The organism is Phaeodactylibacter sp. (assembly GCF_022763345.1).
In the GTDB taxonomy this organism is placed as follows: Bacteria; Bacteroidota; Bacteroidia; order Chitinophagales; family Saprospiraceae; genus Phaeodactylibacter.
Genome location: NZ_JALEGS010000065.1, coordinates 46,245 through 68,694, shown reverse-complemented (window position 1 = coordinate 68,694; position 22,450 = coordinate 46,245). Strand labels below are relative to the sequence as shown.

Annotated in this window: 20 protein-coding genes; 6 read left to right on the top strand and 14 right to left on the bottom strand. The window is 54.1% G+C overall.

The features are described from left to right. Positions 1 to 12: 12 nt before the first annotated feature. Both MRY86_RS18015 and MRY86_RS18010 read right to left on the bottom strand, forming a co-directional pair. Positions 13 to 879 carry a DUF58 domain-containing protein gene (locus MRY86_RS18015; RefSeq protein WP_282782581.1) on the bottom strand — a complete coding sequence of 289 codons (867 nt, stop codon included), beginning with the start codon at positions 877 to 879 and terminating at the stop codon, positions 13 to 15. 3 nt (positions 880 to 882) lie between these two features. Continuing rightward, the gene (locus tag MRY86_RS18010) at positions 883 to 1,878 is read right to left on the bottom strand and encodes an AAA family ATPase (protein ID WP_293570125.1); all 996 of its coding nucleotides are present in this window, start codon (positions 1,876 to 1,878) and stop codon (positions 883 to 885) included. Positions 1,879 to 2,049: 171 nt separating this feature from the next. Here MRY86_RS18010 and MRY86_RS18005 point away from each other — a divergent pair, with 171 nt between their 5' ends. Continuing rightward, positions 2,050 to 2,730 carry a hypothetical protein gene (locus MRY86_RS18005; protein ID WP_293570123.1) on the top strand — a complete coding sequence of 227 codons (681 nt, stop codon included), beginning with the start codon at positions 2,050 to 2,052 and terminating at the stop codon, positions 2,728 to 2,730. Here the strand turns inward: MRY86_RS18005 and MRY86_RS18000 are convergent. From MRY86_RS18000 to MRY86_RS17975, 6 genes are all read right to left on the bottom strand, one after another. Continuing rightward, complete coding sequence (locus MRY86_RS18000; RefSeq protein WP_293570122.1) at positions 2,720 to 3,130, bottom strand: hypothetical protein; 411 nt, start codon at positions 3,128 to 3,130, stop codon at positions 2,720 to 2,722. The genes MRY86_RS18005 and MRY86_RS18000 overlap by 11 nt on opposite strands. Next, positions 3,127 to 3,405 (bottom strand): hypothetical protein, encoded by a 279-nt coding sequence (locus MRY86_RS17995; protein WP_293570121.1) that lies wholly within the window; start codon positions 3,403 to 3,405, stop codon positions 3,127 to 3,129. Before MRY86_RS17995 ends, MRY86_RS18000 begins: the two co-directional genes overlap by 4 nt. Further along, positions 3,392 to 4,144 (bottom strand): LPS export ABC transporter ATP-binding protein, encoded by a 753-nt coding sequence (gene lptB / locus MRY86_RS17990; RefSeq protein ID WP_044218635.1) that lies wholly within the window; start codon positions 4,142 to 4,144, stop codon positions 3,392 to 3,394. The genes MRY86_RS17995 and lptB overlap by 14 nt, the downstream gene beginning before the upstream one ends. Positions 4,145 to 4,169: 25 nt before the next feature. After that, positions 4,170 to 4,904 carry a hypothetical protein gene (locus MRY86_RS17985; protein ID WP_293570119.1) on the bottom strand — a complete coding sequence of 245 codons (735 nt, stop codon included), beginning with the start codon at positions 4,902 to 4,904 and terminating at the stop codon, positions 4,170 to 4,172. A gap of 87 nt (positions 4,905 to 4,991) precedes the next feature. Next, positions 4,992 to 6,470, bottom strand: coding sequence for a glucosaminidase domain-containing protein (locus MRY86_RS17980; protein WP_293570117.1), 1,479 nt, complete (start codon positions 6,468 to 6,470; stop codon positions 4,992 to 4,994). A 99-nt stretch (positions 6,471 to 6,569) separates the two neighbouring features. Further along, complete coding sequence (locus MRY86_RS17975) at positions 6,570 to 7,640, bottom strand: phosphotransferase family protein (protein WP_293570116.1); 1,071 nt, start codon at positions 7,638 to 7,640, stop codon at positions 6,570 to 6,572. A gap of 59 nt (positions 7,641 to 7,699) precedes the next feature. On the opposite strand from MRY86_RS17975, the gene MRY86_RS17970 reads away from it, so the two are divergent. Continuing rightward, on the top strand, positions 7,700 to 9,397 hold the full coding sequence (locus MRY86_RS17970) for an ABC-ATPase domain-containing protein (RefSeq protein ID WP_293570115.1): 1,698 nt from the start codon (positions 7,700 to 7,702) through the stop codon (positions 9,395 to 9,397). Positions 9,398 to 9,453: 56 nt separating this feature from the next. Beyond that, the gene (locus MRY86_RS17965; protein ID WP_293570114.1) at positions 9,454 to 9,924 is read left to right on the top strand and encodes a DUF1648 domain-containing protein; all 471 of its coding nucleotides are present in this window, start codon (positions 9,454 to 9,456) and stop codon (positions 9,922 to 9,924) included. Positions 9,925 to 9,926: 2 nt separating this feature from the next. On the opposite strand, the gene MRY86_RS17960 is transcribed toward MRY86_RS17965, so the two are convergent. Continuing rightward, complete coding sequence (locus MRY86_RS17960; RefSeq protein ID WP_363325465.1) at positions 9,927 to 10,976, bottom strand: aldehyde reductase; 1,050 nt, start codon at positions 10,974 to 10,976, stop codon at positions 9,927 to 9,929. A gap of 130 nt (positions 10,977 to 11,106) precedes the next feature. On the opposite strand from MRY86_RS17960, the gene lgt reads away from it, so the two are divergent. Continuing rightward, positions 11,107 to 12,024: a prolipoprotein diacylglyceryl transferase gene (gene lgt / locus MRY86_RS17955; RefSeq protein ID WP_293570111.1), complete on the top strand. Its 918-nt coding sequence runs from the start codon at positions 11,107 to 11,109 to the stop codon at positions 12,022 to 12,024. Here lgt and MRY86_RS17950 read toward each other — a convergent pair. The 3 genes from MRY86_RS17950 to MRY86_RS17940 form a co-directional block, all read right to left on the bottom strand. Then, positions 11,977 to 14,886 carry a CHAT domain-containing tetratricopeptide repeat protein gene (locus MRY86_RS17950; protein WP_293570109.1) on the bottom strand — a complete coding sequence of 970 codons (2,910 nt, stop codon included), beginning with the start codon at positions 14,884 to 14,886 and terminating at the stop codon, positions 11,977 to 11,979. The genes lgt and MRY86_RS17950 overlap by 48 nt on opposite strands. A gap of 118 nt (positions 14,887 to 15,004) precedes the next feature. Beyond that, positions 15,005 to 17,242 carry a S8 family serine peptidase gene (locus tag MRY86_RS17945; RefSeq protein ID WP_293570107.1) on the bottom strand — a complete coding sequence of 746 codons (2,238 nt, stop codon included), beginning with the start codon at positions 17,240 to 17,242 and terminating at the stop codon, positions 15,005 to 15,007. Positions 17,243 to 17,307: 65 nt separating this feature from the next. Beyond that, positions 17,308 to 18,273: a hypothetical protein gene (locus tag MRY86_RS17940; RefSeq protein WP_293570105.1), complete on the bottom strand. Its 966-nt coding sequence runs from the start codon at positions 18,271 to 18,273 to the stop codon at positions 17,308 to 17,310. Positions 18,274 to 18,597: 324 nt separating this feature from the next. On the opposite strand from MRY86_RS17940, the gene MRY86_RS17935 reads away from it, so the two are divergent. Both MRY86_RS17935 and MRY86_RS17930 read left to right on the top strand, forming a co-directional pair. Beyond that, complete coding sequence (locus MRY86_RS17935) at positions 18,598 to 19,200, top strand: sigma-70 family RNA polymerase sigma factor (protein ID WP_293570103.1); 603 nt, start codon at positions 18,598 to 18,600, stop codon at positions 19,198 to 19,200. Continuing rightward, positions 19,197 to 19,928: a hypothetical protein gene (locus tag MRY86_RS17930; protein ID WP_293570101.1), complete on the top strand. Its 732-nt coding sequence runs from the start codon at positions 19,197 to 19,199 to the stop codon at positions 19,926 to 19,928. Before MRY86_RS17935 ends, MRY86_RS17930 begins: the two co-directional genes overlap by 4 nt. On the opposite strand, the gene MRY86_RS17925 is transcribed toward MRY86_RS17930, so the two are convergent. Together MRY86_RS17925 and MRY86_RS17920 are read right to left on the bottom strand one after the other, a co-directional pair. Next, on the bottom strand, positions 19,920 to 20,705 hold the full coding sequence (locus tag MRY86_RS17925; protein WP_293571773.1) for a hypothetical protein: 786 nt from the start codon (positions 20,703 to 20,705) through the stop codon (positions 19,920 to 19,922). The two genes, MRY86_RS17930 and MRY86_RS17925, sit on opposite strands and share 9 nt — an antisense overlap. A gap of 86 nt (positions 20,706 to 20,791) precedes the next feature. Beyond that, positions 20,792 to 22,423: a DUF1501 domain-containing protein gene (locus MRY86_RS17920; protein ID WP_293566211.1), complete on the bottom strand. Its 1,632-nt coding sequence runs from the start codon at positions 22,421 to 22,423 to the stop codon at positions 20,792 to 20,794. Positions 22,424 to 22,450: the final 27 nt, after the last annotated feature.

Sequence of the window (22,450 nt, the reverse complement as noted above, 5' to 3'; positions counted from 1 at the left end):
TGCGTTTTTAGGTCAGGAGCGCTGTTGGAAAAACTGGTGTAGCGCATCCACGTATGATTCGTTGGTTCGGATATTGACCACGGAGGCCCCGCTTTTCCGGAACGTCTGGGTGAAGTAGTCCAGGTGGTTTTGGTGCCAGCGGGCGTACTCCTCCCTTAGCCGTTGGGAAGAGGTGTCAATCCAGCGTATGGCTCCGCTTTCAGCGTCCTGTGCCCGGATCAGGCCCACATCCGGCAGGTTTTCCTCCCGGGGGTCGATGATGTTCACACCGATCACGTCGTGGCGGCGGGCAGCCACCCGCAGTGCTTGTTCGTACTCCATCGACAGAAAGTCGGAAATAATGAAGCAGATGCTCCGCTTTTTGACCAGGTTGTTGAAGTACTCCAGGGTAGCGCCAATTTCCGTGCCTTTGCCTTTAGGCTCGAAATTGATGAGTTCCCGGATAATGCGCAGGATATGCTGCTTGCCTTTTTTGGGCGGAATAAACAACTCTACTTCATTAGCGAAGAAGGCCACGCCCACTTTATCGTTGTTGTTGATGGCGGAAAAGGCCAGCACGGCGCAAATTTCCGTGATGATTTCGTTTTTGAGCTGATTGACGGTGCCGAAGAAGGAGGAAGGGCTCATATCGATCAGCAGCATCACGGTCAGTTCCCGCTCTTCCTCAAAGATTTTGACGTGAGGGGTGCCGGTGCGTGCGGTTACATTCCAGTCGATATTGCGGACATCGTCCCCGTATTGGTAGTCTCGAACCTCACTGAAAGACATGCCCCGCCCCTTGAAGGCTGAGTGGTACTCTCCGGAAAAGAGATGCCGGCTCAGCCCCCGGGTCTTGATTTCAATCTTGCGGACTTTCTTCAGCAGTTCGCTGGTTTCCATGATTTAGGGTACTTCTACGGTATCGAGAATTTTGTTGATCAGGTCTTCCTGTGTGATATTTTCGGCTTCGGCTTCATAGGTCAGTCCCAAACGGTGGCGCATGACATCGAGGCATACATTGCGCACATCCTCAGGGATGACGTAGCCCCGGCGGTTGAGAAAAGCCTGGGCTTTGGCAGCCAGGGCCAGGTTGATGCTTGCCCGGGGCGAGCCTCCGTAGCTGATCAGGGGCTTCAGCCGGCCCAGCTGATAGCTGTCGGGCTCACGGGTGGCAAAAACGATATCGAGGATGTAGCGCTCGATTTTCTCATCCATGTAGATCTTGCGCACAGATTGGCGCGCCTGGAGGATTTCCTCCGGCTTCACGACCGGGCTGACATTACCGAAGTTATCGCTGCCCAGTACCCGCCGGATGATCTCGCGTTCCTCCTCCTTGTTGGGGTAGGAAATCTTTACCTTGAGCATAAAACGGTCGACCTGCGCCTCGGGCAGGGGGTAAGTTCCTTCCTGCTCGATGGGGTTTTGGGTGGCCAGTACGAGAAAAGGCTCCTCCAGGCTGAAGGTCTGATTGCCGATCGTGACCTGCCGCTCCTGCATGGCTTCGAGCAGGGCACTCTGTACTTTGGCAGGGGCCCGGTTGATCTCGTCAGCCAGCACAAAATTGGCAAAGACCGGGCCTTTACGCACGGTGAACTCGTTTTGCTGCGGATTGTAAATCATAGTACCGATGATATCGGCCGGCAGCAGGTCGGGCGTAAACTGAATACGGCTGAACCGGGCATCAATAGCCTGAGAAAGGGTCTTAATCGCCAGCGTTTTGGCAAGTCCCGGCAAGCCTTCCAGAAGGACGTGCCCTTTGGTGAGCAGCCCCAGGAGCAAGCGGTTCAGCATATGCTTTTGCCCCACGATCACCTGCGCGGTTTCCTGGTTCAGGCGGTCCACAAAAGCGCTGTCCAGGTAAATTTGCTGATTGAGGGCTTCAATGTCTACTGATTGCATGGTCATTTCGTTGTTCAGGTCTGCAAAGTTGCTAATTTTTTCACACAATTGGGCAGGGTGTTCAGGTCCTTACCCTAATTTCGCAACATCAGCCACTTAATACAATTACTTAAGCGAAAAGGCTCAATTTTGTCCGGTAAATAATACTTTCTTAACATTAAACATTCCACTATGCTTTCCAGATTGACGCTACTGCTTGCACTTATGGCTTTTGGCATCGTTTCGTACGCCCAGGATACCACAGCCGTGCCGGTAAGTACTCCGGTTGCGGCCATCAAAGACCTGCGCAGCGGCACCCTGATCATCCGCCTGCCGTCCAATCAGCGCAAAATGATGGCCCTGCAGGACGCGCTGGAAAATGACGACAATACGAACCAGCGGGCCAAATGGCTGGAAAAAGAACTGGAGGCCACCCGAAAAGAGACCCGGACTTTCAACAACAATATGTACCGGGCATTCCGGGAGTCCTATAACTTCTCGGATGTCCGGTTCACCTACGATTACTTCACGCCTGAGCTTAAAGCCGGTAATTTTCAGGGGCACCTGCTGAATGCAGACCTGGAGCCGGACGCGAACATTACGCTGGAGCAAAAACCAGCATTCATCCTCAGCTTTGGCAGGACCAACAAAGACTACTCTGATGGGGTGGAAGCTATGGTTATACTGGGCGAGCAATTGAAAAGCCCGCCTCCGCCTTTTCCCTACTATCAACGCTTGAATGACTTTCAGAAATTCTGGGGAAGTATTTTTCCACGGGAAGATCAGGATGAGTTTGATGCGCTCCGCCTCGTGGGCAAGCTGAATGAAAAGCTGTACAAATACTTCTACCGGAACGCGGGTCCTACTGATTAAGAGGCGTCTCGATGGTATCAGGCTGCAGGGAGTCCCGCTGCAGTGAATCCAGCCTCAGGAGCTTGAGGATACTGTCTTCGGAGAGCAATGGGGCGACCTTCAATAGGGAATCGCGCAGTTTTTTGGCAGCGGGCCGCTCCGGGCGGGTGGGCCGCGGAGGCTTGGAAGCGGTATCCCGGTTGAGGCGGGCCTGCAGCAGCAGGATAGAATCCGCCAAGGTACTGGCCTCCTTTACCGCATCTTCATAACAGCGTTGGGTCCGGTTTTCCCGGTAAGTGGCGACGCGCTGAGTGACCTCTTCCTGAATCATGTTCTCTACTGCAATCCGGTTGCGGTTGTCTTCGCCGCAGGAGGAGGCCAGGAAGGCGGTCACGGTGAGGATAACGGAAAGTCTGCTCATTGCTGTTGCTGTTTTCGCATGATACGCTCGCGAAGGGTCTGCTCTTCCTGCTGTCGCAATTCAATGATGGAATCCAGCGCCTGCTCAATCAATTTGTCCTTATTTACCGTACACAGGCTGTCCAATACGGGCACAAGGCTGTCAATCTGCTTCTTGGCCAGGCTGTCAATACGGATGCGCTCACTGGAAGTCAGCCGGATGCCTGTCTCCTGAGACTCGCAGGACGGCCATAGCAAAACGCCCAACAGTAGGAAGACCAGGTTAACGTTCTTCATTGAGGTCGATGACTTTTCTTCGGAGTTCAAAGTTTTTGCCGAGGTAGACCTTGCGGACCATCTCATCGGCAGCGAGTTCTTCGGCCGTGCCGGCTTTGAGGATATTCCCCTCAAACATGAGGTAGGCCCGGTCGGTGATGGAGAGGGTTTCCTGCACGTTGTGGTCGGTGATGAGAATGCCGATGTTCTTGGTCTTCAGCTTGGCTACGATGTATTGAATGTCCTCCACGGCGATGGGGTCAATACCGGCAAAAGGCTCATCCAGCAGGATAAACTTAGGATCGGTCGCCAGGGCTCGCGCAATTTCGGTACGGCGGCGTTCACCGCCAGAAAGGGTGTCCCCCCGGCTTTTACGGACCTTCTCCAGGCCAAACTCACTGATCAGGCTTTCCAGGCGTTCCTTTTGCTCTGCTTTGGGGTAGGGCATCATTTCCAGCACGGCGGCGATATTGTCTTCCACACTAAGTTTGCGGAAAACGGAAGGCTCCTGCGGGAGGTAGCCGATGCCCCGCTGTGCCCGTTTGTACATGGGCAGGTCTGTGATGTTGTCCCCCTCCAGGAATACCTGTCCGACATTAGGCTTGATGAAGCCCACCACCATGTAAAACGTGGTCGTCTTCCCGGCACCATTCGGCCCCAGCAGCCCGACAATTTCCCCTTGATTAACTTCCAGGGAGACGCCCTTCACTACTTTCCGCTTACCGTAAATTTTTTCCAGCCCGTCGCTTCTGAGTCGCATGTGTATGGTTGAATGGAAGAATCTGTTAGTCGATATAAACTACCTCACGAAGGAAGCGGAATCCAAGGCTCACTTCAAAGGCAATATTTCGGATTTGCCGCTCCGGTATCGTGGTTTGGTTGCCGGTGAAGGGGTCGGTTACATTCCCAATTTCCGGCTGCTCGTATTGGAACGAAAAGTCCGGGTGAAGGTTGAGCTCCAGAGACATGCCGACAAAATCACTAAGGTTGTACTCCATGCCACCGCCTATCGTCACCCCGTAGTTGAACTCCCGGATGTAGGTGGGGTCATTGACCGGAAGCGTAGAGAAGAAGAAATTGTTAATCTCATCAAATTCATTCAGGTTGGTGTCAAAGGTATAATCCGCCCGTACACCAATAGAGTAGAAAAAGCGGCTTTCCCCCCTGCCGATGTCAAACTTTTGCTTGGCGCCCAGCACCAGAGAGGCATTGTGAAAAATGAAGCGCTCCGGTGGCACGCGGGTGAGTTGCCCGTTGAGGACGTTATTGAAAAAGCGGTTCCGCAAGGCACTGCCTTTAGGGTGATAACCTAGAGAAGCAAAGAGTGAGAAGGCATTGCTTTCTGGCACATCTTCAATAAAGAAATCGCCCTGAGGCAAAAACAGGGCATTGGTGTTGATGCCATCCCACTGCTGAGTGGCCAGGGTGAATCCACCCTTGATGCCGTATACGGTGCCCTGGGCTTGTAGTCCTGCCACGCTCAGCGCAGCGATTATCATCATGAGTATCCGTTGCTTCATCATTCCGGTTTTGCGCAAAGGTCTTGAATTATTACGAAATAACCGGACCGCTATACAGGAAATAGCGCTCCGGTCACTTGCATTGCCTTACCGCACCTTCAGCTGCTGACCAATGAATATGGTGTTGCTGGTCAGCCCATTCAGTGCTTTGAGCTGGTCAACTGTTAGATTGTAGCGGCGGCTGATGTTGAATAGAGTATCCCCTTTCACAACAGTATGTAAGCTGCCGGAAGGCTGTACAGGTCGAGGGTCCGGCTGTGGCGGATTGGGCGCCGGGTCATCATCTGAGTTGAACCAGTCATCCCTGTCAAACCCATTATCGGTATCTGGCTGGCTGGGCCGGTCATTCCAGGTCGGACGGTTATCGGGCCTGGGGTCAGGGCGGTTGCCCGGTGGCGGGGTGATGGGGTCCAGAAAGTCATCATCAAAGTCGAAGTCATTATCGGGCTCGAAGACCTCATCTTCGATGACAATAGGATTGACCGGTCCCTCGTCAATGGATGGTGGCTCAGGTTCCGGGAAGTCCATCACGTCGTTGCGGTCGGGCACAGAGGATGGCGCTTCCACTTCCCGTCCCAATTTGGGAGGGTCGCTAACATTCCAGCCCCGTATCTTCAGGCGCTCGCCAACGGCTGCCATCTGACCTTTTTCCAACTGATTACGCCGGTACAGGCGGTCGAGGTCGATACCGTAGATTTGGGAAATGCTGAACATGGTTTCGCCCTTTTTCACATAATGCCACTGCCGCTGCCCCCTGAAGCTGTTGCGCTTGGACTGCAGGTAGATGACTGTGCCTTGTTCCAGTTGGCGGTTACGGCTGTATTGGTTGTTGTTGTAGCGCACGAGGTCCGTAAGGTCGGAGTTGGTACGAAGGGCAATTTCCTGCAGGGTCTCACCGGACATGCTCAGCACGTACTGCACATCGTTGTTGGTAAAGACCTGCCCGGCCACAATTGTGTTAGGCGCATCGGTCCCATCGCCGCCCAGTTGTGGCACACCCGTCTCACCGCCCGCGATAATACCGGTGGAGGTCATGCGGTCGTAGCGGTGCAGTTCATAACGCTCAATGATGTCAATGAGCTTGCTGGAGTAGGTTGCGCTGGTGGCGTAGCCTGCCTGCTTGAGCCCTCGTGCCCAGGCTTTATAGTCGGTGGGGTCCAACCGGAAGAGGAACCCATAGCGGAACTGCTTGTTTGGGTCGCGCAGGAATTCGGAGTGTGCCCGGTAACTGGCATCGGGATTTTTGTAGCTGCGGAAGCAGGATTCGATCAGCTCCCCCCGGTCATTGACATCATCGTCCTTCTTGTAGTACGTCCGGCCATTCCAGCCACTGCCACATTTAATGCCAAAGTGGTTGTTGGCACGCCGGGCCAGGTCGCTTGTGCCTGCACCAGACTCCAGGAGCCCCTGCGCCAGTTTGATGCTTGCCGGGATGCCGGTCCGCTCCATTTCCAGGATAGCAATTTCCTTGAAGCGTTCCAGGTATTCCTGATGCGTATTCCCCTGTGCCTGCAGGCAAAAGGCCAGGCTCAGGGAGAAGAGGAGAAAAAATGATGATCGGTTCATAGCCAAATTGTTTTGGGGTAAAGGTTGTGTTGTAAACGCGAAAGTCGCCGGTAACGTCTAAAAGATAGGGCTAATTATCATTTTATTAATATTTTGATGTTAATCCAGCCCTGAAATCTTACCTTTATCCAGTGCTGCAATCCCCCGCTGCCCAAAATACCGCACCGCTTGCAGCAAATTCGCAAAGCGGGGGTCCTGCGTATGCCCTCTTTGGTAGCGAGCGTAAATCTGCTGCACAATCACTCCGATTTTGAACGCACCAAAGACATAGTAGAAGACCGGGTTGGTGATCGTTATTTCCCGCTGCTGGGCGTAGCGGTCCAGCACCTCCTGCCGGTTGAGGTTGCCGGGCAGCCAAGTGAGGTTGGCGGCAGCCAGGGGCATGAGGCGGGCTTCTTCCGGCTCGGTCCAGTAAGCGAGGGTGGTGCCCAGGTCCATCAGCGGGTCGCCTACCGTAGCCATTTCCCAGTCGAGGATGGCGCGGATATTATGGGGCGGGTCCGGGTGGAGCACCAGGTTGTCGTATTTGAAGTCGTTGTGGATCAGCCCGGCGGGGCCATCTGCAGGCTTATTTTTCTGCATCCATTGAGCCAGCTCGTCCATAGCGGGCACCTTGTCCGTTTCGGCTTTATAATACCGCTTGATCCACCCCTCTACCTGCCGGCCGATGTAGCCCTCCGGCTTACCCAGCTCGATGAGCCCGGTCGCTTCGATATCAATTTGATGAAGGGCTGCCAGCGTATCCACCGCAGACTCCGAGATCAACCGCATTTGCTCAGGTGCCCATTGCAACTGTTTGGCTAAGTTGCCCCTCAGGATGATGCCTTCCACCCGCTCCATCAGGTAAAAGGGCGCGCCGATGATCGCCTCGTCTTCGCAGTAGACGATGGGCTGGGGAATGGTTTTAAGCACCGGTCTGAGTTTGGACAGTACCCGGTACTCCCGCCCCATATCGTGGGCGCTCTTGATGTTGGCGCCAAATGGCGGGCGGCGGAGTACGGCTTGCCCTGCATTGGTTTGGAGCAGGTAGGTCAGATTGGAATAGCCACCAGGGAATTGTTGGATGCCTTCCATTTCCCGGAAGCCATCCCAGTGCTGCCGCAGGTAGGTTTGCAGGGCTTCCTGATCGAGGGCTTCCCCTTCACGGATTGGGCTGGGCTGATCGAGCATTTTTGAAGGGAAGATAGGGAAAATTACAAGCTATGCAGCAATCTCCCTAACTTCCCCGCATGAAAACCGCCCAACAACTACAATCCACCCTCCATCACCTCGACGGCAAAAGCTACAAAGCCTACAAGGACATCTGTGGGCAGTACGCCTTTGAAGGTTTTGAGTTGTCCATCGATCATGTGCAGGGTGACCCCTTTGCGGCTCCAAGCCGCGTGCGTGTGCGCATCCGGAACACCTTCCCCGATTGGGCGCAGGCCAACAAAAGCCGAAGGATCGCCCTGTGCGATTACCTCAACCGGCAGTTTAGCCGGGCGTGCCGGCGCTTCAGCAAAGGCAACCGGGGCAGTGGCAAAAGCGGGGCGGTATTCATCGCTCAGCCCGGACAGGAAATACTGGAACGTACCTCAGTGGTGCTCCGGGACGATTGGATGGAGGCCCGCTTTAGGGTGGGGCTGCCAGCTTTCGGGCGCCGCATCGCCGGGCGGCAGGCGGCGGTCATCTTTGAGCAGGAAATTCCTCAGATTGTAGCTCATAGCCTACCCTTCGAGGTGCAGGATGAAGCCATCCTTAGGGAGCATATTTTTACCAACGAGGATGCGGATGCACTACGGAGCCGCCTACCGGAATTAGGCCTTGTCGCTTTTGTAGCCGATGGCGCCCTACTGCCCCGGGCCAGCGGGGTGGATGACCGACCCATGTCTGGCGGGCTGCCTTTTCAATCGCCCGAAAGCCTTCGGGTGGAAGTGGCGCTGCCCAACCGCACCATAACAGGGATGGGCATTCCTGAAGGCATTACCCTCATTGTCGGCGGCGGCTTTCACGGCAAGTCTACCCTGCTGCGCGCTATCGAGCTGGGTGTTTACAATCACATTCCCGGCGATGGGCGCTCCTTTGTCGTCAGTCAGCCTCGGGCGGCTAAAATCCGGGCAGAGGACGGGCGCTACATTGAGCGGGTCGACATTTCCCCCTTCATCAACAACCTGCCGGGCGGGCAGCCCACCCAGCAGTTTTCCACTCCAAATGCCAGCGGCTCCACTTCTCAGGCAGCGAATGTGATGGAAGCCCTGGAGGCCGGGGCAACGGCGCTGCTCATTGACGAAGACACCTCGGCCACCAATTTTATGATCCGTGATCAGCGCATGCAGGCGCTTATTCCGCAGCAGCGGGAGCCCATTACGCCTTTTGTGGACCGCATCCGGCAGTTGTACGAGGAGCAGGGCGTCAGTACGGTGCTGGTGCTCGGCGGCTCCGGGCTCTACCTCGATGCTGCAGACACCGTCATCGGCATGAATGCCTACCGGCCGGAGGACCTGACCACGCGTGCCAGGTCCGTCGCGCAGGAGTTCCCCCAGTCCCGGTCAGTGGAAACGCCCGCTGCCTTTCCCACCCAATCCCGGCGCATACCCCTGCCCGAAAGCCTGAATGCCAAAAAAGGAAAACGGGAGAAAGTCCGGGCTTTTGACACCCGCAGCATACAATTTGGCCGGTATGATATCGACCTGTCTGCCGTCGCCCAACTGGTAGACAACGGGCAACTGAACGCTGTTGCGGATGCCCTGCTTTACCTCCGGCGCTACCTGGGCGAAGCAACTCTGCCCGAAGCTCTAAACCGGGTCATGCAGGATATCGAACAGCAGGGGCTTGGCGTTTTGCAGAAGGAACCAAATGGTGATTATGCGGCTTTCCGATCTCTCGAGCTGGCAGCTGCGCTGAACCGACTACGGGGGCTGAGGGTCAATCCCCGGGAGGCTCCATGATGCAAGGATTGAGTAATTTTAAATCTGATACCCTTTTTACAATGAAGACTTAACCTATGAATCGTCAACTGTTTTTTACGCTGGATGTGCTAAGCCTGGCCGGCATCGCTTTCATGCTGGCGACCGGGCTGTTTTACTACGGCTCCCTGCCGGAACAAATGCCGATACACTTTAATGCGGGTGGGCAGGCGGATGATTACGGCCCCAGAGCAATGATTTTCTTGTTGCCGGGAATCGCTATTGCGACTTCAGTGCTGGTGGGGCTAATCGGGCGCGACCCCAACAATTACAACTTCCCGGTTAAGGTCACCGACGAGAACCGGGAGGCGCTGATCAGGGAGTCGAGGCTGCTGGTCTCCGGTATTATGTTCGTGACTAACCTGCTGTTGGCGTATATTCACTGGGGTATTTTGCAGATTGGATTGGGGCATCAGACGGGACTAAACGCTACTTTTATTTGGTTATTCGTTGGCGCTATCCTTTTGCTGACCGTCAATGGCTATGTCCGTATGAAAAAGCTGGCTTAAGCTTACAGTAACCCGTCTTTTTCCAATTGCTGGATGTGCTCACGCAGGGTCTCCGCCACCGGACGGTATTTCAGCCCCAGCTTTGCCCGGCTTTTTCGGTTGTTGAAACGCAGGGGGTAGCCGAGATTGCGGCGCAAAAAATTCCAGGAAAAGCCCTGGAAGGGACCAAACAGATAAAGGAAGATATTGGGGAGTAATTTTTTCGGGAAGGGATATTTATCGCCATAGCTTTCCCGAAGCATATGGCTCATTTCCAGTATGCTATGCTCTGAAGCAGACAAGATATGCCGGCCTTCCGCTTCGGATAGAAATCCTGCCAGGAGATGTGCCCGGGCTACTTCTCTGACGTCTACCACCCCGAAGTATAAGTCCGGTGCACCTGCTTTGAATTGCCCGTTGGCCATAGATTGCATAAACTGTGTACTTGTGCCATCGGTACGCTGACTAAGGGATGGTCCCATCACAAAGCCTGGGTTGATAGTGACCAGGTCCCACTCAAACTGCGTACCAGCGATTTTCCAGGCTTCCCGTTCGGCTACCGTCTTGGAGTAAGAATAAGGCTGGTGCCTGAGGGAGCTGCTTTCATTCCATTGTTCCTCCGTAAAAACCTGCCCGGGAGCGCTTTCCAGCTCTATCGCATCCCCGTAGATTGCTGCTACGCTTGAAGTCAGTACCACCCGCTGCACTCCGGGAGTATGTTTGGCCGTTTCCAGCACATTGCGGGTGCCCTTCAGTGCCGGGTCGATTAGGCTGCGCTGCGGGTCTTTGGTGTTAAGTTGGAATGGCGAGGCCGTGTGTATCACCAGCGCACAACCTTTCATCGCCTCTGCGAATGACCCGGGCTTCAGCAGGTCGGCCTCAAAAAGCCTGAGCTGGCCCGATTCCCGGCTGTCGATTTCAGTAAGGTGAGCGACTTTCTCCGTTTGGGTTTTATCCCTTACGGTAGCGTGTACCACGTGGCCCTCCTCCAGCAGGAAGCGGACAATCCAGGAAGCGATGTAGCCGGAAGCTCCGGTGACGAGTACAGGGCGTTCTTTGTCCATCACAGGCATTTGAAAGGGTTTGATGGGTTAAACCATGGAAGCTCTTCGTTCCGTGGGCATCCAAATTATCAAAAAATTAACCCATAAGCGCCCAAAAACCGCTAAAACATGCCTAATATTGGGGCACAAGTCAATACCTATGCAAGATCTTTTGGCCTACATCACCTGGACGGCTTCCCCTGAAATCATTAACCTTGGCCCGCTAACCCTGCGTTGGTACGGGCTGCTCTTCGCTGCCGGCTTTCTGGCAGGCTTGTACATTGTGAAGGCGATGTTCAAGGCCGAAAATGCGCCCGAAGAGTGGCTGGACCGTATCTTCATTTACATGGTCGTGGGGGCTGTGGTGGGCGCCCGTTTGGGGCATGTGTTCTTCTACGACTGGGACTACTACTCGCAGCATCTCACCGAAATTCCCATGGTGTGGAAAGGCGGGCTGGCCAGCCACGGCGGAGCGATAGGCATCATCCTCGCCCTCTGGATTTTCTCCCGTTTTGAGTCAAAGCGCTCCGTTCTCTGGGTACTGGACAAAGTGGTGGTCCCCACTGCCCTTGCCGGGTGCTTCATCCGCCTGGGCAACCTGATGAACTCCGAAATTGTAGGCAAGCCTACTGACGTCGCCTGGGGCTTTAAATTTCCCCGCAACGAGACCAACCTCTGGGAAAAGTGCTCGGCCTGCATTGAGCGTGCCGGCCAGGGTTGCGTGGAAGTGGCAGAAATGGCCAGCGGCAAGTTTTGCGTAGAGCTCAGCGAGGTGCCGGTCCGCCATCCGGTGCAGCTGTATGAATCCATTAGTTACCTGCTCACCTTCTTCCTGCTCTACTGGGTGTACTGGAAAACCGATGCGAAGAACCGCCTGGGCCGCATGTTCGGGTTGTTCCTGCTGCTGGTTTTGGGCGTCATCCGCTTTGGGCTGGAGTACTTCAAGACGAGTCAGGGCGGGTTTGAGTCGGCCGTGAACGCGGGACTGAGCACCGGACAGCTGCTGAGCATTCCCTTTATGCTGGTAGGCTTATTCTTCCTGTTGCGCCCGGCTAAGGAGAGCCCGGCGGCCAAATAACCAAAGTAAAATACCAACAGCGATTGCACCAGATGCCCACCACAGATAACCCTGTTGCCCAGGTTGCGGAATAGGTCTTGGCGTACCCAGGTGCACCAGCCCGCCCCATAATGCGGGGTGCGCCCCAATGAGGTCGGTCTCTTCACTCATCAGGTAGGAAAGCTGAGCTTCCTGCAAAGCGGCGTCCTTTGTGTGGCCTGCTTTGAGTAAATCGTAAAACTCCAGAATGATCCCCGAGCTACTGCCTTGAAGCACCGGCCATAAAGTGGCAACGGTACTGGGGCATCCGGCGTACGATAACCCCCTGGCGAGGCTCATCACCCCTTCTCCCCTTGCCAGTTCTCCGGTAGCCGTTTCACAGGCGCTCAGCACAGCCATTTCGGCAGCAAGGTTTAGCGGGTAGAGTTCCGAAAGGTACAGTTTACTGTCTGGTTGGTCTGGCAGGGTATTACTGAAGGCAATCCAGCCACCCTCCGCCGCACTGGCATGGGTGGAGAGGTGCAGGATTTGGTAGTTGCCCGCGAGCTCTGTAAACGCCTGTTTGGTCGCTTGCGGACCGATGAGGACCCTGCCTTTCCAGGATTGTTCTATAGTGTTGACTTCCCGCTGATTGTAGGACAGTGCCGCAAGCCCTGAATTTTTAGCAAAAATGGGAGCTACGCCCAGAAAAGCATGGTTACTGGCTGGGATGGGCCGGTTTTCCTGTTGCAGTAGGACCGCAGCAGAATAGGCATAGGTGATTTGGTGCTTGTGGAGCAGGTAGGGCAGTTCCTTCCAGTGCCCTCCATCCTTTGAACCCGGCAAAATGCTGATGGGCAGATGGTGAATAGCGCCGGCAGGGCTCACAAAGACCCGCTTCGGCAGGTTCTCGCCAAGGGGAGCCCAAAGCGCGGTATAAAGCGGGTAGGCAAGAGATTGGAAAGTTTCCAGCGGGAGGTTGTGCTGTTGCCGGCTGAGTGCCCGGGTCAGTTCAAGAATAAGTGGTTCCCATTCTGCCCGTGCAGGAAGGGCCGACAATTGCCAGTCTGCCCCATTCCAAAATAGCGCGTAGGACCGTTTTACTCCGGCAAAGTAGGAAACCCAACCGGCATTGGCCCCCTTCATTAGCCGGACGAGATTACCGGTTGATGCCTTGGTCCGCTGATACTTTTCAAAATAGTAGGTGGGGTACTTTTCCTCCAGGTTTGTGGTGAATAGCTGCAGCTGATGGCGCAAGTCGGCTAATGCCCTTTGCAAGGGCGCACGGCGTGTAGTATCAGCCGAAAGTGCTAGTTTTGACTCCAGGTATCCGATGTTGGCTTTCAGGCCCTGCTCCTGAGCGAGGATTTCGGCAGGGATACCAGCTGTGTTCTTGGCCTGGGCATCCCGTAGGGTAGCAGCCAGCAGCGTAGCCCGGCTTTGCTCAATAAAGAAAAAGGCATCTTCAATGTAAGCGTCCTTCCCCGTGATTTGATGGAGCAAAAAGCAAGTTTCCAGGGCCTCTTCATAGACCGGCAGGGCATTTTCCTGCAGGAATAGCTTCGACTTACGGGTTTCGTACTGTTGCTGTAGCTGAGCTACGACCTGTTCGCAGGTGTAATAAGCGGACAGGGCCTGCTCAAGATAAGCCTGGTCTTTGGTTTTTTCATGAAGGGCTTTTAGCGTTTTGGCTTTGGAAGCCATCACAATGAGCAGCTTCTGCCAGCTTCCTCTGATGCCGGCATTGATTATCGTGGGATTGCTGTAACCCAGGGTGTCTGTAAAACCCGGGACCCGGTGATAAATAGCAAGCTGGTATTGTTGCAGGGCTTTATCGAGAAGCCCCATATCCAGGTACAGGTCGCCGATGTTATCGAGTGTTGCCGCTTTATTGGGGTGAGCCCCTGCAGCCAGAGCCCTGTTTTTGGCTTTGAGGGACTGCTCCAATGCCTTCCGGGATTCTTCGTACCAATTCAGTTTTCGCAGGACGACACCGAGGTTGTTATAAACGAGCCCCAGGGATAAATCGTAACCTTCGTATTGCTGGTAGATGGATATCGCTTCTTTGTACTGGTGCAGCGCTAGTTCTCCCTCTCTGAGATCATCGTAAATATTCCCCAGGTTGATGTGAGTAAGGGCAACGTCCGTATCGTCAGCACCGTAGAGTGCCACAAAAACAGCCTGTGCCAGTTGTATGCGCTTCAGTGCAGGCTGGTATTCTCCGAGGTTCCAGTGGGCAATGCCCATCTCATTGTAGGTTTGAGCGACTTCATAGCTCTGCTCGCCGTAGTGCTCCCGAAAAACAGGCAGGGCCGCGTGCAGGTACTCCAGCGCGATGTTGTATTCCCCCATGGCGTTGTACACCGCAGCTTGCTCAAAGTAGCTGTCGGCCACGCCTTCCGGAGCTTCCAGCTTTTGCCGGAGCGCCACGGCTTCCTTTAACGGGGGTAGGGCATTGATAAAATCCCCCTTTTCCTTCAGGGCGACCCCAAGGTTGTGGTAAGAGCGGGCAACATCAGGGTGGTGAGTCCCCAGTACGGCGATCCGGATTGCTAAAGCCCGCTCGTAGGCCAGCTCTGCCTGACGGTATTGGTCGGTGAGGTACAGAAACACGCCATACTTGTGCCAAAGGTCGCCCAGAAAGGCAGTCTCTGTACAAGCCTTTGACTTGCGCTGCGCGAAAAAATCTTCAAGGAAGTCGATTGTCCGTTCCGCATCCAGTGAATCGTAGAGGGCCATAGCCTGGTCGTAGGCGAGGCTATCGGCGATAGTACAAGGGGCCTCCTGCTGTAGGTTAGCTCTGAAAGAAGTGGTCGTGTAGGAATGGGAAGGCAAGGCATTTCCGGTGCCGGAAAAAGCAAGCGTGGTCAGGAGCGCGCCCCAAAACCATAGTTTTTTCATCATGGTGGGCGTATTTGCCCAATAAAGGTAGGATATCCGGCGCTGAATCGCGCTACAGGTGAGGTTTTTTACGGGTTTAAAAAGGCCGGTGGACCGTTATTAAGAGGCCCACCGGCAGGAATTACTGCTTCAAAATTTGCATACCAAAATTATGTTGTTCGGATTTTACCGATAGTACGTACCATCCCGATGCCCAATTGGGGGTATGGAGCTCAACGGTTTGTTCGCCCGGGTATACATCAACCTGCTGCTGCCAGACGAGCTGCCCTAACACCGAGCGCACCTCAAGCCAAACGATTTGGGAGCGGTCACTGTCCAGCGTAATATTGAGGTGCTGGCCAAAGGGCTGTGGCGCAGCCTGCATGCTCAGCCCATGCTGTACCGGCATAGCGAAAGCCGAGGAGCTGACCTCAGCGCAACTGCTGTCAACCGGCATACCCTCCAGCATATCGATAGCGGCTGACAAGTTGAGCTTTCCACCTGATGCCAGGCTATCAAGCGCCGGAAGCTGGGTGGCACTGTTCAGGAGTGCAGCTTTGATATCCAGGTGGGTCGCTTCCGGCTTCGTTTTCCAGAGTAATGCTGCCGCTCTGGAAACGGCTGCTGCGGCCATAGAGGTGCCATCACGGAAATCATAGCCACCGCCCGGTACGGTACTAAAAATTCGCGTGCCGGGCGCGGCAATATCAACGGTTTGGATGCCGTAGTTGGAAAAGTCGGCGAGGACAGACTCCGTAATATCTAATGCCGCCACTGAAATCAGGTTGTCCAGATCAAAGCCTGAGGGGTAGTGAGGAATAAGGTCATTGTTCGTGGTATCATTGCCTGCCGATGCCACGAAGAGTGTTCTGCAGTTCTCACCAGCCCTGCGGATGGCATTTTCCAGTACGGGGGAAGGCAATCCCTGATATCCCCAGCTAAGGTTGACCACCTGCGCTTCCTGATCGCGGGCATAGTAAATGCCGCAGAGGGCTTCAAATAGGAGCCCGAGCCCATCGTCCTGATGGCTTTTTATGCTCAGCAGCTCAAGTGTGCCTGGTGGGTCACCGTCCGTAATAATGCCCGCGATATGTGTACCGTGCCCATTGACCGGGTCAAGTGGCTGATTGTCTTCTTCCGCAAAGTCGTAGCCCTCGAAATCGTCAACCAGGCAGTTGCCGTCGTCATCCATGCCATTCTGCATTTCAGCTTCATTTTGAGCCAACATGCCTTCAAGATCGGGGTGGGTATTGTCAATGCCCACATCTATGACGGCTACTTTGGGAGACCAGTTCCGGCCTCTCCTCCTTCCCGGGCCTGAGGGCGGCGTTGGGCTTGCCGGATGGGTTTGTTGCTGGTCTTGCAGTGGGAGTACGTAATTGTTGTTGAGGTCTTCCACTTTAGACTTCGTCTTCGCAGCTTCCTTGGTTTCTTCAAGGCCCACTACAATGCCACCTTCCGGCAAATAGCTGGTATCGGGCAATTCCCATAGTTCTATGACACCGCAAAGGCAGCTGTCGAGCAGTTCTGCCTGAAAGTAGGCCCTGAGGGTATCCCGCTCAAAGTCGGAGGCGTCATCCGTGAACTCAATGATCATCTGATTGGGGACGAAGGCACCGCCCAGGCTATCGAGATCGTATAGCAGCAGGGTTTGTGGAGCACTTTCTAAGGCCAGGGCAGGTAGCAGAGGATGGGTAACTTGTGCTACGTAGGCTCCTTCATCAATGCCGGAAACACCAACTAGATTTAGGTCAGGAACCGGGCTGGGCAAAGTAAGCAGTGTGCCTTCAAAGAACCAGCTGTAGCTGAGGCCGGTACCAGGCGCATTGACTGTGAGGCTTACATCATCTCCGTCAAACGCATAGATGAAACCCGATTCGGCAAAGGTAGCCTGGGGAGCGTAGGTAAATGTGGTGGTGGATAAGCCGGCTAAAGGCAGCAAGTCGTCAAACTCCAGCCTGTTGTTTTCGCACCGGATACTGTCGAAGATATTGGTTGGGATATTTGGCAGATTTTCCAGCTCGTTGTCCTGTACCTGCAGCTCTTTCAGCAGCGGCATGGCAGACAGGTTGGGAAGGCTGATAAGGGCATTGCCGCTCAGGTCGATGACTTCCAGGGCAATCAGGGTGCTTACGGCGTTGGGAACTGCGCCGGTAAGGTTATTGTCCGGAAGCCGGATGGCCTGAATGCGGTTGTCAATCACGGTGATGCCGTTCCATTGACTGACCGGAGCGGTGAGCCAGTTGTCGTCATTGGCCCAGTTGTTGCCATTGGTCTCTTCATAAAGGCTAACCAATGCGAGAGAGTCGTCCGGGCTGACTTGTGCAAAAGCAGAAAGCTGCCAGATCAGCAGCAAGGGTAATAGGATTGTGTTTTTCATAAATTGAAGCAGTTGAAAAACCGGGAGCAATTTAATTTTGATTGCTCCCGGGTGAAAAAACCGTTTTACTTCTTAAAGCCTACAGCGTACTTGACAAAGTTAACTTCATTGCCGTTGATCAGGCCTTTCTCATCGTAGCCGCACAGGAAGGTAACGTCGTATCCATCTGCTTTAGCTTCTGCAAGGGCATCTCCGAGTTGCGCCTCGCTAAGCTTGTTCAGGGCATACCAGCTGGCATGTGTATCTTCATTGAAAACAGGGTTGAAACGAATGTTAGAAGTCGTGCCCACCTGTGAAATATCCAGGTATGCGGCCATTCTGCCATCCGCCTTCGCGTTTTCCATCTGGGTTTGGATGCCATCCTCGTCCAAGTTGGAGAAAGGTACCGATAAGCCTACATCCTTTTTGTCCATAACAGCAGTGTAGAAACGTTCCTCACCAATATGGACTACAGAACGGCACACGAGACGGTACCCCTGCTCTCTTTTCTGATTGTAAGTCTGCTGGTAAGTTGCATTCTTCTTATCAATCATGAAATACTGATCTGAGGCAGAGCCCTCAACAAAGATGACGGCAAACTTCCGGTTGGCACCATCAATGTAGCTCTCCAGTTGGTGCACCATATAGCCCTCCAGCAACAGGCTGAATTTGCTGCTCAGTTGGTTCTCGGTAAGCCCTATGTGCATTTCCCACTTGAGGTTGTCGGGGTTCTTGTCGAAAACGACGTTGTACAGGGTTTCATGGTATTGGTCCACAGAATTGCCTGCAGTGTGCGTAAAGGCATCAATCCAGACCGGCATGTATCCGTCTTCCTGCATGCTCATCAGCAGCGGGCGGAAGTCATGGGTGCTTACCTTGGTTTCAGCAATAAAGTCAGAAGGGATCGCCGGTTGAACGATTACATCAGGCGTGTCAATTTGAGTAACGGGCTCAATAATCTCCTTCTCACAGCTGCTGAACATAAAGGCGGCAATTATTGCCAGGAATAAAAGGGGGGCAAAAGTCAAACGATCAAAAATTGGGCTTTTCATGGGTAAAGAATTTTTAGTTTAAATGAGTGTGAAAAAATTCACGGGATTATAAATCGTTGTTGTCGCCCCTTAGTACAGCACCGGCTGCGAAACCTAACCGCCGGATAGGAATTTTTTTGTCTTTTTTTAGTTTTTGATTTTAAATAGCTGATTTACAGTTTTTTGTGATTTGGTTTTTTTTGGAAAAGACCTCTTTAAGGATAGCACTATATCAGGTAAGGGGGTATAAGCCACCCGAAAAACGGCATGTAGGTTGTCATTTTCTTCTTTAGCTTTGTAGAAAGTGTAGATCAGCGGTTAGATTTTATCGATCAACGGGTACTTATGTTTAGAAAGAACATCATTACGGATGAGGCACTGGTGAAAAGCATTAGTGCCGGCGGGCGTTCAGAAGCCCGCGCTCTAGAATACCTTATAGATAAGGAGTATCCCAAAGTCCTGCATTTTGTCCTTCAGCATGGCGGCAACGATGCTGATGGGGACGATGTCTTCCAGGAAGCGCTTACGGCTTTGGTGCTTAACATCAGGCGAAGCCAATATAAAGGCGAAAGCGCACTAGGCACCTATCTGTTTGCGATTGCTAAGGGCGTTTGGTTTAAGCGCATCCGTAAGACAGGCAGGGACCGGGACCGGGATCAGGAAGTTGGGCGCAGCTCTGAAACCGTGGATTTGTCCACACCTGAGACCCCTATGATCGCTGCGGATAAGCGGCAGACCCTGCTTGAGGTATTTGAGAACCTGGGCGAAAAGTGCCCTGACGTTTTGTTCCTGTGGGCCTCTGGCTACAATATGGAGGAGATCGCGCTCCGGGCGGGCTACAGCAGTGCGCAGGCGGCGATGAACCGCAAGAACAAATGCCTCAAGGCGCTGCATGCCCAAATGGATGACAACCCCATTTTAGTTGATCTGTTAAAAAACCTGCGATGAAGAATCAGTACACTTTTGAAGATATTGAAGCCTACCTGGCTGAGGAACAGACAGAAGAGGAGCGTCGGTCCTTTGAAGCCGACCTGGAAGACGATGTGCGGCTGCAGGAGGCGGTCGAAAAACACCGTCTGGCGCACCAACTGACTTCTGCTTATGCGGCAGAGCGTACGCGGGGGCAGGTTGCTGGGGTTTTCAATGCGCACCGTAAGCAAGAGTCAGGCAGAATGATCTCAATGCGCAGATGGGCGGCAGCCGCAGCTGCTGTGCTCGTGTTGCTGGTAGCTGGTTATTGGATGATGAGCAGCCCGCAGCAGTCGGTTCCTGCGCTGGCTACCTCCTATTTTGAACCTTACCCCGACCGCGTTACAACGATGGGCAGTGAAGCCGATGCGCTCACAGAGGCTATGGCAGCCTATAACGCCGGGCGTTACGAGGAAGCGCTTGCGCTTTTTGGTGCGCTACCGGAAGGTACTCTACAAATAGAGTTGTTAAACCTTTACACCGGCACCGCTGCTCTTCAGGCCGGGCAACCAGACCTGGCGGAGCAGGCCTTGGCGCAGACCGCCCGTTCAGCGACCGCATATGCTCCGGCTGGTCAATGGTACCTGGCGCTCACCTACCTCCAGCAGAAAAAAACAGCGTTGGCCAAACCATTATTAGAGGAACTCCGGCAGGAAGGTGCCTACAAGCAAAAGAGTGCCGGTGAGCTGCTGGACCAGTTACCTTAACCCAAGAGCGACGACCACCCAATGTTCCCCCCACGGGTCGGTATACTCGTGTATGTTTTGGAAGCCCACCTTTTCATGTGCCCGTATCGACCGGGGGTTACGGGTAGAGATTTCAGTAACGATAAAATCAAAATCCCCGGACAGGCGCTCCTGCATATTCCGGTACAATCCGGCAAAAACACCACTGCCCCGGTAGGGCTTAGCCACACACACCTGGCCCATCACAAAATAGGCCCAATCCTGTAGTGGCTTGCCTTGGCAAACAACCCCGTCGAGCAGTTCAAACATAGGGAATAAGATCGGGATACGGTCGCGAAAGCGAGTCTCCATCACCAGCGCGTAGCCTGCCAGGGTGTTTCCATCCCATGCTGTGCTATGCCCAAAGGGCGTATTCATATCCCGCAGCGTCTCCATATCGTGATCTACGGTGACAAAGCCCTGCTCTTTCAGCTCTTCCGCCGTAATTTTTGCCGGAAGGTTGATCTTTTGCAGTTGCATAATGGCCTGTAAGTCATTATCGCCAGTGGCGGCACGGAAGGTTATGGCATTGGGCATAAGCGTAAATGCTGGTTCCTTGTAAAAATAAGAAACCTGGTGGCAATTTTTTTGGAAAGCGGGGGTGCATAACATCACACTGATGGCACTGATCTGACTGATGCCACTGATCTTGCAACCCGGTGCCACAATACGGATATGCCCCGCTCTTATGCCCCTGCTCTTATGCTCCCGCTCGCAATCCGTGCAAATCTGCGTAATCCGTCTAATCAGTGCGCTCAATCTACCTCCGCGATCTTTGCGTGAACCCTCTTCGCGACCTTTGCGTGAAAATAAGCCCGCAAACCGTAAACCTGTGACCTACCCCCTTACTGAGTCATCACAATCTTCCGGCTGTACGCCTGCCCCTGCACCTCAATACTGTACACGTAGTAGCCTGCCGCAATCTTCGCCCCAGCACTCTGGAACGTATGCTGATGCTGCCCCTTAGGCTGATAGCCCCGGAAAAGGGTGGTCACCGGCTGCCCCAGCATGTTGAAGATGTGTACGGTCACATTGGCGCCTTTCGGCAAAACATAGTGGATACCTACCTGACTGCGCCCATCGTAGGAAGCCCAGTGCCTGAGTTGGTAAACAGGGGCTTCAAAGACCGGTACAGGTGAGCAGGTGAGCCCAAGGCCGGGCAAACGGTCAAAGTAGCCACCCATCACCTGATCAACGATGCCGGGATCTACGCACAGCCAGTTTTCCAGGACAGAAGCATAAATCTGCCGGAAATCGGTGCCATACTTCAGGTTGCCGGCGTTGTCCACATCCTGCATATCGGGGTGGTCGCCCAGGAAGCCATTGCCGTTTAGGCCGGGGCCAAAGAGCAGCAGGGGCGCTGCCGCACCGTGGTCGGTTCCATTGGAAGCATTTTGCTCAATGCGGCGGCCAAACTCTGAGAAGGTCATCGCCAGCACGTCTTTGGCACGGTCGGCAGTAGCCAGGTCATCGTAGAAGGCCTTTACACTATTTGCCAGGTTGTTGAGGAGATTGGCGTGTTGGTTGGGCTGATTGGCGTGGGTGTCGAAACCATCGAGGGTAACCATATAAAGCTTGGTGCCCAGGCCGCCCTTGATCAGCCGGGCCACGAGCGCCAGCTGATTGCCTAACTGCCCTTCGTAGTCTGCATCATTGGTAGAGCTGTTATAGGTTTCGGAGATGATCTCGGCGTAGCGGAAGGTGTTGTTGGCTACGGTGCGTAGGTAGCTGATCTGCTCCCCAAAGTAGCATTCCGGTACATTGACCGGGTCATAAAGTTCTCCGTCCTCGGCAATTTCGAGGAGCGTGTCGGGGTCTTCCACCTGTACGCTCATGTTGTTGCCATCGGTATTGTCAAAGAGGAAGGTGCCGCTGCCGCCAATTTGTACGGCAGGGGGGATGTCCGGTGGATTGGTGACAAAATCGGGGTATTGTCCTTCCAGGAAACGCCCCAGCCATCCGCTTGTGTCCACTACATCGCTATCGCTGGCCGTGGTCCAGATATCGGTTGAACGGAAATGGGAAAGGTTCTGACCGGGGTAGCCTACGCTGTTTACCACCTTCATCTGCCCGTCCTGCCACATCGGCTGCAGGTCACTCATGAAGTTGGGCATGCCGAAGTCGGGGTCCAGGGTAGTTAGCTCTGCTTGCGGAATATGGATATTCGGCCGGGCCATCTGATAGGTGCCGTAGTCGAAAAGCGGGATGATGGTATTCAGGCCATCATTGCCTCCCTTGAAGCGGATGAGTACCAGGATACGGTCACCGGTAGAGTTGGTCAGGCCCCAGGCCAGCGGAGAATTGGCCATCGCGATAACGGGCGTTTGGCTGAGCATCATTGCCCCGCCACTGAAAATGCCCAGATTGCGCAGGAAGGTACGGCGGCTCCATGCCCGGTGATCGCGCTCGTGGGCTTCGCCGTGTTCGAGAGCACTGCCGTGGCGGCCCTTGTCTGTCGTTTTATGGTGGTCACACATGGTGTTGTTGTTTTGGTGGTTCGGAAT